Source organism: Marinobacter alexandrii (assembly GCA_039984955.1).
Lineage (GTDB): Bacteria > Bacteroidota > Bacteroidia > Cytophagales > Cyclobacteriaceae > Ekhidna.
In genome coordinates this window covers 1344703-1356532 of sequence record JBDWTN010000007.1, presented here as the reverse complement: position 1 = coordinate 1356532, position 11830 = coordinate 1344703, and the positions used below count along the sequence as shown (strand labels likewise).

Annotated in this window: 11 protein-coding genes; 3 read left to right on the top strand and 8 right to left on the bottom strand. The window is 36.9% G+C overall.

What is annotated here, in order from left to right:
• Positions 1 to 19: 19 nt before the first annotated feature.
• Positions 20 to 910, bottom strand: coding sequence for a MerR family transcriptional regulator (locus tag ABJQ32_12255; protein MEP5290415.1), 891 nt, complete (start codon positions 908 to 910; stop codon positions 20 to 22).
• 96 nt (positions 911 to 1006) lie between these two features.
• On the opposite strand from ABJQ32_12255, the gene ABJQ32_12250 reads away from it, so the two are divergent.
• The gene (locus ABJQ32_12250; protein MEP5290414.1) at positions 1007 to 1312 is read left to right on the top strand and encodes a DUF4286 family protein; all 306 of its coding nucleotides are present in this window, start codon (positions 1007 to 1009) and stop codon (positions 1310 to 1312) included.
• Here the strand turns inward: ABJQ32_12250 and ABJQ32_12245 are convergent.
• The 3 genes from ABJQ32_12245 to serS all read right to left on the bottom strand — a co-directional run bounded on the left by ABJQ32_12245 (position 1309) and on the right by serS (position 5310).
• Positions 1309 to 1755 carry a GNAT family N-acetyltransferase gene (locus ABJQ32_12245; GenBank protein MEP5290413.1) on the bottom strand — a complete coding sequence of 149 codons (447 nt, stop codon included), beginning with the start codon at positions 1753 to 1755 and terminating at the stop codon, positions 1309 to 1311. The two genes, ABJQ32_12250 and ABJQ32_12245, sit on opposite strands and share 4 nt — an antisense overlap.
• 56 nt (positions 1756 to 1811) lie before the next feature.
• Positions 1812 to 3950, bottom strand: coding sequence for a prolyl oligopeptidase family serine peptidase (locus ABJQ32_12240; GenBank protein MEP5290412.1), 2139 nt, complete (start codon positions 3948 to 3950; stop codon positions 1812 to 1814).
• Between the two features lie 76 nt (positions 3951 to 4026).
• Complete coding sequence (gene serS, locus ABJQ32_12235) at positions 4027 to 5310, bottom strand: serine--tRNA ligase (protein ID MEP5290411.1); 1284 nt, start codon at positions 5308 to 5310, stop codon at positions 4027 to 4029.
• A gap of 241 nt (positions 5311 to 5551) precedes the next feature.
• Here serS and rho point away from each other — a divergent pair, with 241 nt between their 5' ends.
• Together rho and ABJQ32_12225 are read left to right on the top strand one after the other, a co-directional pair.
• Positions 5552 to 7159: a transcription termination factor Rho gene (gene rho / locus ABJQ32_12230; protein MEP5290410.1), complete on the top strand. Its 1608-nt coding sequence runs from the start codon at positions 5552 to 5554 to the stop codon at positions 7157 to 7159.
• A gap of 108 nt (positions 7160 to 7267) precedes the next feature.
• Positions 7268 to 8356 carry a hypothetical protein gene (locus tag ABJQ32_12225; GenBank protein MEP5290409.1) on the top strand — a complete coding sequence of 363 codons (1089 nt, stop codon included), beginning with the start codon at positions 7268 to 7270 and terminating at the stop codon, positions 8354 to 8356.
• Between the two features lie 47 nt (positions 8357 to 8403).
• On the opposite strand, the gene ABJQ32_12220 is transcribed toward ABJQ32_12225, so the two are convergent.
• The 4 genes from ABJQ32_12220 to ABJQ32_12205 form a co-directional block, all read right to left on the bottom strand.
• Positions 8404 to 9609 (bottom strand): NAD(P)-dependent oxidoreductase, encoded by a 1206-nt coding sequence (locus tag ABJQ32_12220; GenBank protein MEP5290408.1) that lies wholly within the window; start codon positions 9607 to 9609, stop codon positions 8404 to 8406.
• A 54-nt stretch (positions 9610 to 9663) separates the two neighbouring features.
• Positions 9664 to 9846 (bottom strand): hypothetical protein, encoded by a 183-nt coding sequence (locus ABJQ32_12215; GenBank protein ID MEP5290407.1) that lies wholly within the window; start codon positions 9844 to 9846, stop codon positions 9664 to 9666.
• Between the two features lie 10 nt (positions 9847 to 9856).
• Positions 9857 to 11386, bottom strand: a complete 1530-nt coding sequence (gene gltX / locus ABJQ32_12210; GenBank protein ID MEP5290406.1) for a glutamate--tRNA ligase — start codon at positions 11384 to 11386, stop codon at positions 9857 to 9859.
• A 66-nt stretch (positions 11387 to 11452) separates the two neighbouring features.
• Complete coding sequence (locus ABJQ32_12205; GenBank protein ID MEP5290405.1) at positions 11453 to 11830, bottom strand: RidA family protein; 378 nt, start codon at positions 11828 to 11830, stop codon at positions 11453 to 11455.

Below are 11830 nucleotides of genomic sequence, written 5' to 3'. Positions count from 1 at the left end.
ATTCGGGCGGTTAAGTATTCTAACTGGAGTACTCTTTCACCCCTCGTGTAAGCTCTGCCAGGTCTTCAAATTGGTTCATGACCCGCACATTATCCGAAAGCTTTAATGATTGACCGATTACTTTACTTCCTGTTATATAAACAGTTGAATTTTTGAATTTATTTCCAAGTCGTTTCACAAAAGTCTGAACCTCACTAGGCTCTGGAGCTGTGGTCATAGCTGTTAGCACGTAATTTGGATTTAATTTGTGATAAACCTCTTCTAATGCATCCAAAGGAACTGATTGACCAAAAAAGATTGTTCGAGCACCTTTAGCCCTCAATAAATAATTAGCAAATAGCAGACCTAATTCATGTAATTCACCTTCTGGAAGAAAAAGTAAGCACAATGGACCATTCTTATTTACCTCTGCAAGGTCTGTGGCAGCTATTAGCTTTTGACGCACTAGGTGTGATATAAAATGTTCTTGAGCAGGGTTAATAGAATTGGTCAGCCAGAGAATTCCAATTTTTCGCATAAAAGGATAAATGATATTCATCATTGCTTGTTCAAAACCCAGTTTTTCCGTGCATTGATCCAAGGTGAAATTGAATACTTCTTCATCTAAGTCGATCATAGCAAGTGTTAATGCGCTTATTTGATCCTCATAAGATTTAGATCCAAATCCGACCCTTTTTACTTCCTCTTCGAGAAGATTTTGAGGCATAGCTACGATCTTGCTTATTTTGTGGCCATGATTTTTTAGAGATGCTATATTTAAAATAAGTTTTAAATCTTGTTCATTATAAAACCTGATATTTGTTGCGGTCCTCTGTGGTGAAAATAGATCGTATCTCTGCTCCCATATTCGAATGGTGTGTGCCTTTATACCAGAAAGGTGCTCAAGATCTTTAATTGAATAGACGCTCATTGTCATGAAACCTATTTTTGCATTGATTGTTTTGAATCTTAATTAGTAAAATAATCGTTTTGTCTGTTTGTTAAAACCTCACGCTAACCAAAAAATATGATATTATACAACGTTACTGTTAACATTGATTCCGATGTTGAAATGGATTGGATTGATTGGATGAAGGAAACACATATACCCGAGGTTATGAAAACAGGCTTCTTTCAAGAGTACCGAATGATGAAAATGCTTTCGGAGGGGGAAGATGATACAGGCACTACTTATGCAATTCAATATATAGCTGAAACACTTGGGCATTTAGAAACATATTTAAATACTGTAGCACCAAAGATTCAAAAGAAGTCGATTATACGTTATGGTACAAAAATGGCAGCTTTTAGAACTGTATTGGAAGAAGTCTAGAAATCTATGTTACAGTTAAGCCACTCTTTCTCAAAATTGGTATTATATTTTTTGTAAAAATTAATTGCTGGTTCATTCCAATCGAGTACTTGCCACATTATACCAGAACATTTCGTTTGTTTTGCGATATCTATAGTTGCTTCAAAAAGAAGTTTGCCTGCTCCATCTCCTCTTCGCGCTTCTGTGACCACCAAGTCCTCCAAGTATAGACGCTTGCCTTTCCATGTGCTGTAACGATAGTAATAAATGGAAGTCCCTATGATTTGATGGTCTTCTTCTGCTACAATAAACCCATAAACTGGTTGTGAGCCAAACCCATCCTCTAACATCTGATCTACAGTATTTGCTACCTGATCTAAGGCCTTTTCATAGATTGCTAACTCTTTTATTAAATCTAAAACCTTTGGGAGATCTTCTTTTTCTCCTTTTCGGATAGTTGTCATAGATAGAAAATTTAAACCCTTCTCCTGTGTTGAAGAAGGGTTAATAATTAAATTTTTTACATTTTTTTCTTGGCTACATCTGGGATAACTCCCATACTGTACCAAGCAAAGGAGAACATGTCCGCACTTAATTCAATACGCTTTTCGGTAGACATCCCTGCTCCATGACCTGCTTTGGTTTCAATTCGAATCAAAAGTGGATTAGGGTTGTCCTTATTTTTTTCCTGAAGAGTTGCAGCATATTTGAATGAATGTGCTGGTACTACTCTATCATCATGATCTGCAGTAGTTACCATTACTGCTGGGTAAGTAGCTTCAGGATCGATGTTATGTACCGGTGAATACGAGTAGAGATAATTAAACATTTCCTCTGAATCTTCTGATGTTCCATAATCAGCAGACCAAGCTCTTCCAATGGTGAAGTTTTGATATCTGAGCATATCCATGACACCCACCATAGGGAAAGCAACCTTGGCTAAATCTGGTCTCATATTGATAGTAGCACCTACTAAAAGACCACCATTTGATCCACCTTGAAGTGCCAAATAATCTGATGAAGTATAACCTTCATTAATTAAGTATTCTCCGGCAGCAATGAAATCTTCAAATACATTGATCTTCTGAAGTTTCGTTCCAGCTTTATGCCATTTCTCTCCATACTCTCCACCGCCTCTTATGTTAGGCATGGCAAAAACGCCACCATTTTCGAGCCATACTAATCTGGAAGTACTAAACGAAGGTCTTAGACTAATATTAAATCCTCCATATGAATAAAGCAGGGTAGGATTTTTTCCATTTAACTCAATGCCTTTCTTGTAGACAATGAACATGGGAACTTGAGTTCCATCTTTGCTGCTGTAAAATATTTGCTTAGTTTCATATTCATCTGGATTGAAATCAATCTCAGGTCTTCTATGCAATTCAGATTCACCACTGGCTATATTATATCTGTAAACTGAAGAGGGGGTAGTGAATGAAGTAAAACTATAGAATAGTTCATCGTCACTGGCGGCTGCACCAAAACCTCCTGCCGTTCCTATGCCAGGCAATTCTACTTCCCTTATCATCTCCCCTTTATAATCATATTGCTTGATCGATGTTTTTGCATCTATCAAATATGATGTGAAAATATTGCCCCCCGCAATACTGGCACTCATCACATTCTCTGATTCAGGAATCATGTCTACCCAATTTTCAGGAGTAGGATTCTTACAATTAACTCGAACAATACGATTATTAGGAGCATTTAAATTTGTATGAATAATCAATTCATCTCCATCGTTATCAACGATATAATGATCATTATCAAAACCAGTTACTATTGGATTAAAGCTACTGCTCGCATCAGAAAGGTCTTTTACATATAACTCGTTCCCACTGGTTCCTGTTGAGGAATAAATGAATAAAAAACGTTCATCTTCACTAACACTAGCTCCGAATCTATTTTCTGGATTTTCTGGATTTGAATAGATAAGCTTATCATCAGATTGATTTGCACCTACTTTGTGATAATAAACCTTACCGTATTGATTTGCTGCAGATAACTTATCTCCATCTTTCGGTTCATCAAACCCCTGATAGAAGAATCCTCCTTCATACCAACTCATACCAGAGAACTTTATCCACTTGATTTCATCATTTAAAATTTCTTTGGTTTCTGTGTTCATCACATAGGCAGTTCTCCAATCAGAACCACCCTCAGATATATTGTAAGCTGTGTATTTGTAATCGCTTGAAAAACTTATACCACCCAAAGCAGTTGTGCCATCCTCTGAGAATTTGTTGGGGTCCAGAAAAACTTCTGGTTCATCACCAAAATTCTTCAACCTATAAATTACAGATTGGTTTTGTAAGCCATCATTCTTATAAAAATAGTAATAATCTCCTCGTTTAAAAGGTGAACTTATTCTTTCATAGTTTTGTAATTCCGTTAATCTGGATTTTACTTCATCTCTGAAATCTATGTTACTTAAGTAAGAATTGGTTACACTATTTTGCGAGCTTACCCAAGAAGCTGTCTCTGTAGAGTTATCATCCTCAAGCCATCTATATGGATCTGGAACTTCATTTCCGAAATAGACATCTGTTGTGTCTGTTTTTTGAGTTTCAGGATAATTAAGCTTTGCAGCTTGTTTTTCTTGTGGTTGACATGAATAAAGAATAGAAACCAACAACAAGTAGGTAAGATTTTTCATAGCGTTTTAAATTTTAATAGGCCATGAAATTAATCATCTATTTACCAAATTTCGAAAGACTTTACATCAGAGGTCATTAGTTTTTTCTAATCTCCTTGAATCCCATATATGAGTGCAACACCTCAGGAATTTTAATATGATCTTCTGCTTGATTGTTCTCCAGTAATGCTGCAATAATTCTAGGCAAAGCAAGAGCACTTCCATTTAAAGTATGAGCTAACTCTTTTTTGCCATCTTTATTTTTAATTCGAAGTTTCAATCGATTAGCCTGAAAAGTTTCAAAATTTGATATGGAACTTACTTCCAGCCATTTTTCTTGAGCAGCAGAGTACACTTCAAAATCATAAGTGAGGACTGAAGTAAAACCAAGATCACCTGCGCACAACCGAAGAATTCGATAAGGAAGTCCTAGTGACTTGATCAAGTCTTCTACATGATCTACCATTTTCTTCAGGGCGTCATAAGATTTAGAAGGATCAACTACTTGAACAATTTCTACTTTATCAAATTGATGAAGTCTATTCAAGCCTCTAACATGAGATCCCCAAGACCCTGCTTCTCTCCTGAAGCAAGGGGTGTGACCTGTGTGTTTTATCGGTAATTCTTCTTCTTTCAAGATGACATCCCGATACATATTGGTAATTGGAACTTCGGCTGTAGGAATCAAATAGAGATCATTTGCTTCCATATGATACATCTGCCCCTCTTTGTCAGGCAATTGTCCAGTGCCAAGACCAGAAGCTTCATTGATAACAATCGGAGGCTGGACCTCTTCATACCCCGCCTCAGAAGCTTTATCAAGAAAGTAGTTGATCATACCCCTTACTAAGCGTGCACCTTGTTTCTTGTAGAATGGAAAGCCAGCTCCACTCACTTTATTTCCCAGCTCAAAATCTACAATATCATATTCTTCTATGAGATCCCAATGAGGCTTTTTATGCTTGCTCAGATTCGGAATACCTTCATCGGCTACTTTTATTATAACATTATCCTCATCTGACTTTCCAGAAGGCACAGACTCATGAGGGATGTTGGGTATATTGTAAAGATGCTTGTTTAGCGATATTTCAACTGAATTAAGTTCCTCGCTAAGCATTTTACTTTTTTGCTTTAAATCGGAAGTTCTTGTTTTAATAGTTTCTGCTTCTTCTTTTTTCCCTTGTTGAAAAAGTTGACCAATTTCTTTCGCAAGAATGTTAGACTCATGCAGAGTTTGATCCAAATCACCTTGAAGCTTTTTGCGCTTCTCGTCCAATTTTAGAGCATCTTTTAAAAGTACTTCAGAATCTTTCAACCCTCTCTTTTGGAGGCCCTTTATACATCTGTCAAATTCTTTTTCGATTGTTGAAACTTGAAGCATTGAATATTGAGTTTTATTGGCCGGCAAAGAAAAATGATTTTGAGATGAAAAGAGGTCTCAAATCATATTTAGTATTTTTTTTAGTGCTATTTGTGAAATAGTAGGGGATAGTCTATTATTGCGGAGCAATCCATGAAAAACTCAGCCGGGTTTTTCAGCTTAACAAAGCAAACGAGCAATTACCAGGATTTCTTAGAAATCATTTTACAATAAATTTTGAAACCCACTTTTATACACAGTTATGTACACACTTGATGATCTTAGTGTAATGCTGCTATCCGAATTGAAAGAGATAGCCGAGAAACTAGGAATTAAGAACTACAAGAAGCTTGCTAAACAGGATCTAATCTACGCTATCCTGGATCAACAAGCCAGCATGCCAGAAGGCGATATTAAAAAAATAAAGAATGAGGGCTCAGGTGCCGCTCCAGCTGAAGAGTCGAAAGAAAAGCCGGAGAAAAAGCCAAGAGCGCCTAGAAAAGAGGCACCTAAAAAGGAAGCTCCTAAGAAGGATAAACCTGAAGCAGGTAAGAAAGACGACAAGCCAGAAAAAGAGGAAAGAAAGGAGCGTCCAGATAGTAACAAGCGTCATGATGACAAGAAGAACGATGGCGAAAAGAAGGAGGGTGATAACAAAGAAAGACAAGAAAGAGATAATCAAAGAGCTGAACGTGAGGCTGAGCGTCAGGAAAAACGGAGAAAGAAAGAGGCTTATAATGAGGAAATCAAAGAATTTGATGGTGTAATTGAGAACGAGGGAGTTCTTGAGATTATGCAAGATGGTTACGGATTCTTAAGGTCTAGTGACTACCATTACTTAGCTAGTCCTGATGATATTTATGTTTCTCCTTCACAGATCAAGCTTTTTGGTTTGAAAACGGGTGATACAGTAAAAGGTCAAATTCGACCACCAAAAGATGGTGAAAAATATTTCGCTCTTTTGAAAGTAGAAACTGTAAATGGTAAGACAACTGAGGAGGTTAGAGATCGAGTAGCTTTTGAGTATCTGACACCCCTATTTCCGCAAGAAAAATTGAGCTTGAGTACAAAAGCGGATAATTATTCTACAAGAATTCTAGATTTATTTTCTCCTATAGGAAAAGGTCAAAGAGGAATGATTGTAGCACAGCCAAAAACAGGTAAAACTGTGCTTTTGAAAAATGTAGCTAATGCTATTGCAGAAAATCATCCAGAGTGCTATTTAATGGTTTTACTCATTGATGAGAGACCTGAGGAGGTAACAGATATGGCTCGTTCAGTAAAAGGTGAGGTAGTAGCTTCAACATTTGACGAGCAAGCTGATAAGCATGTGAAAGTGTCTAATATGGTGCTTGAAAAAGCAAAGCGTATGGTGGAGTGTGGTCACGATGTTGTGATTCTTTTAGATTCAATCACAAGATTAGCACGAGCTCACAATACTGTCGTTCCATCTTCGGGTAAGATTCTTTCTGGAGGGGTAGATGCAAACGCTCTTCACAAGCCTAAGAGATTTTTTGGTGCTGCTCGAAATGTAGAAAATGGAGGTTCGTTAACCATCATTGCTACAGCACTAATCGAGACTGGCTCGAAAATGGACGAAGTGATCTTTGAAGAATTTAAAGGAACAGGTAATATGGAACTTCAATTAGATAGAAAATTATCTAACAAACGAGTTTATCCTGCTATCGATGTTCCTGCATCTGGCACACGTCGTGAGGACCTATTGATGGATCCTGAAGAATTGAAACGTGTTTGGATTCTTCGCAAGTTTATGTCCGATATGAATAGTAATGAAGCAATGGAATTCTTACTTAGTAAAATGAAAGGCACTGTTAATAATGATGAATTTCTTGTTAGCATGAATGGATAATAAATTCCTTGACAAATTATTTAAAAGCCAGACTTAGGGGTCTGGCTTTTTTTATGTGCCTCACTAAATATTTACATATAATCTTTAAAAAGGTAAAAACTAATAACTATGAAAAAATTATTTCCCTTGCTTATGTTAGGCTTGTTTGTTTTCACTGCTTGTGAAAATGATGAGGAGGAAAAGAATGTAGACCTTACTAGTGAAGAATCTAAAGCAATAGTTTCGAACACCGTTGGTGACATGGAAAGTGACATACTATCACTGACGGAATCTAAAGGTGTGGATGCTGCTTCTGAATTGATTAATTTATTAGATGGTACTGAGGTAATAAATGGAAGAACAAGCCAGAAGGATTGGACAAAAAGTCGACTTAGCATTCTAAAGCAATACTTTGTGAATGGACCTGCGGGAAGAGTTTCAGAAGACGAGCCTACTTCATTTGATGATATTAAAGGATTGTATGAATGGAATCCAGAAATTGAAGATTTTGATAAAGAAGAATCTGATATCTTCATTGTGAAATTTCCTACTGAAGGCTCGGATACGAATAATGCTGAACTGCAAATCTCTGAGTTAGAATTTGAAACTATCACCGATACGGAAGATGGATTTACTGATGAATATGAGGAAGTTTCTAAAATAGAAGGATATTTAAAGGTAGATGGAGAGACATTTATTGAATTGTCACTTAGTGTTGATTGGTCTTCTGAAGGGTTCCCTATCACAGCAGACATTGATCTTTTTGTTTCGCCTTTTAGCATTGTTGTAGGATTCAACGATTCATTTGGCGTAGAGACAGCACTTGTCACTTCAATTAGGCTGGATGGTGATGTAATAGTAGGTGTTGATCTAGATGTGACATTTGAATCAGAAGCAAAAGAAGAACCTGTATTATTTGAAGGTAACGTTCAATATCGATCTCTTAAGATAGACGGTTCTGTTGACGTGAGGGATATTGAGGATGATGCAGATCCAAATGATTACATCAAATTAGCACTGTACTCTGATAATTCAAAAGTTGGTGATATTGTGTTCGTTTATGAAGACGATGTTGAAGACTATGTTGCTTATGTTCAGTATGAGGACGGTACTCAGGAAGAACTTGAGGTAATTCTGGATCCGGTATTACAAGAATTGGAAAGAATCGAAGATGAATTCTTTATCGAAGATGAGGATGACCCATCAGTAATTGATTAATAGAGTAAATCTTCTAGACAAAACCTCCTGATAATTCAGGAGGTTTTTTATTTCCCATCAACGTAATCCTGAAGATAGCTATATTTTTCAGTGAGTTTTCCTTCACTTGCAATCGTTGCTCCAGCTATTATCCCCATTTCATCCTTCCCAAGGAGGTGAGGAATAACATTGTTGACAAATTCATTTCCAAAACTTTCAGATGCGTCTCTTGGCAACTCACATGGTAAGTTATCTACTGCCATAACAGTTATATTACCTTCATCTGTCAAGGCTTGTTCTACCTGATCATCACTCGGATTATAATCATATATAGGATCGTCTATCGTACTAGGTTTTTTAGTAGATGGAATGGAACCTTCTATATCACAAGTGATATCGGCAATTATTCTAATATCAAAATCATCTCGAATAATATCCTCTCGATGAAAAAGAACTGGTGCAGAGGGATCCCAAAATGCGCAAGCTATTAACAGGTCAGTGACTTTAGCGTATTTCAGAAAATCGCCTTCATACAATTCTGGATTTGCATAAAACTCATTTCTATGAAATTCACTTCCGTCTTTTCTCTTATTGTAGTCTCTTGAATTGAGTTGCGTAAATACCGGCTCATCAAATCGCTGGGTGATAAATTCATGAGGTGTGACTTGAGTGATACCAGTACCAAGTAACACTTCCATCGCTCCTTTGGTGACTCTTCCCCCGCCTGTTAGAGCTATTTTAATGTTTGGGAGATTGATTTTCTTTAACTCATTTTTTAGGTCTTCGTAATCGAAACACTCATGAGCTCTTTTGATGCTAAACAAGTTATATCTTTTCCCATATGTCCAGAGACCATTATATGCACCTACAATGCCTGCCCACCTTCCAAAAGCAATAATCCTATTGCCATTCTCATTTGTAAGAGTTTCCCAATCTATTAATCGAATGTTTTTGTCTAGTATCGAGCGCAATAAGTCTCGATTATAATCTTGTTTTTTTATGGTATGTGAAAAGAAAAAGTGAGTTTTATTTGGAGTAAGGGTGTCTACAGGCACTTCTTTGACACCCAGTATAATGTCACAATCATTTATGGAGTCGACTATTTGGAGGCCAGCATTGCGATAATCGTCATCTGAAAAACATCGAATGTCACTAGTTTGAACTACTAGATTTACATCAAAATTATCTTTGATTTGTTTGGCCTGAATGGGAGTTAGAGGAACGCGTCTGTCTATCGGCACTTTGCCCTCCTTGATTATTCCAATTTTAGTCATATCACAATTTTTGATGCGAAATTACGTAATTGGATTTATGCAAAAGAATATGAGCTAGTCTTCCTTTAAATTATCCAAATCTTCTCGGTTCTTAAGTTTTTTGTCTTCTACATTTTTATTTAAAAACTTATTCAACTTATCAATTGGCATATTTGAAGAAATTTCTCCAAAAGAATCAACACGCAACTCCAATCCATCTAAATCCTTATGTACTCGGGCTTTCCCTTTCTTATTCATAATTCCTATTTTATTTATTTAACGTATTAAGGGATGATTTAATTCGCTCTGCAGTTTTTTTCCCTCCCATAATTTTAATCATAGTCATGAGATCTGGACCAGACCCTTCGCCCGTTATTGTTAACCTAAGCATTTGCATGAATTGTCCAGGCTTATATCCAGCTTTTTCAAGGGTTTCCCAAAAAAGATTTTTCGCTGATTCAGCATCTATATTTTCATGTTGAATCAACTCTTCAGCATACAGCATTAAAGCTTTAGACACATCTTCACTCCATTTTTTACTAAGTACTTTTTCATCGTAGTTGATCGGGGCTTTAAAAATTGGAAGTGCTAGCTCTACGAACTCATCTGAGAATGTTACTCGTTCTTTCAATAAATCAATTATTTGAAGTGCGATACTTGTTGAGCAATCGATACCATGTTCACTTTGAAGTGATGTTTTCAAATCTTTGGCGAATATGTTGGAATCAGTTTTTTTAATGTACTGCTGGTTGTACCACTTAGCCTTGTCGAAATCAAATTTCGTTCCTGCCTTGTTTATTCGCTTATCTGAAAACTCATTGACTAATTCTGCTAAAGAAAAAATCTCTTCCTCAGTGCCAGGATTCCACCCTAGAAATGCAAGAAAATTCACGAGAGCTTCTGGAAGAAAACCCATTTCTTTGAACCCTATTGATATATCATTTGATTCGGTATCATTCCAATTGAGAGGAAATATGGGGAATCCGGCCTTGTCTGCTGCACGTTTACTCAACTTACCATTACCGTCTGGTTTTAGGATAAGTGGTAAATGAGCAAATTGAGGCATTTCATTTTCCCATCCTAAAAATTGGTAAAGAAGCACATGAAGAGGTGCAGAAGGAAGCCACTCTTCACCTCTAATAACGTGTGTGATCTTCATCAAGTGATCATCTACAATATTTGCCAAATGATATGTAGGCATTCCATCCGATTTCATGAGGACCTTATCATCTAAAGCCTCTGAATGCACCATTACCCATCCGCGGACCATGTCATTCAATCGAATCTCTTCTTTTTTAGGTATTTTTATTCGAATAACATAAGGATCACCGTTTTCAATTCTCTGCTTCACTTCTTCATCAGGAAGAGTAAGTGAATTTTTCATTGTGGTTCTAGTGACTGTATCATATTGCGGATTGACAACTCGCGCTTCCTTCAATCTCTCCCGCATAGCCTCCAACTCCTCTGGAGTGTCAAAAGCATAGTAGGCATTACCTTCAGCAATAAGTTTTTCTGCATATTGTTGATACACTTCTTTCCTTTCCGATTGCCGGTAAGGTCCATATTCTCCCTCTTGGCCAGGTCCTTCATCCGGAGAAATTCCACACCAATCAAGCGTATCCTTAATATATTTTTCTGCACCTTCGACGAACCTTGACTGATCAGTATCTTCAATACGTAAGATGAATTTGCCATTATTCTTTTTGGCAAATAGGTAATTAAACAAAGCAGTCCTTACACCACCAATATGCAACCCCCCTGTTGGACTGGGCGCAAATCTTACACGAACGTTTTCCATCTGTTATTTTGATTGGGCTCAAAAATACAAATCAACTAATGGAAAGCTGGTATTACATTAGTATTCTTAGAAAGAAGCTATGCAAGAAATTTCAACATTTACCCCTTTTGGTAGGCCGCTTACTTCTACAGTTTCTCTAGCAGGTGGGTTTTCCTTGAAATATTGTCCATATACAGCGTTGATGCGAGCAAAGTCTTTCATGTTAGAAACAAAAATTGAGCACTTTAAAACATTTTCAAAAGTCAATCCAGCTTCTTTGAGAATATGACTAAGGTTTTTCATGACTTGCTCGGTCTCATCTTCAATTGAACCCTCAATTAACACATCTCTTTCCTGATCAATTGGAATTTGACCAGATACGTAAAGGGTATTTCCTGATTTTACCGCTTGAGAGTATGGCCCAATTGGAGCTGGAGCTTTAGGTGAGTTAATTATTTCTTTCAT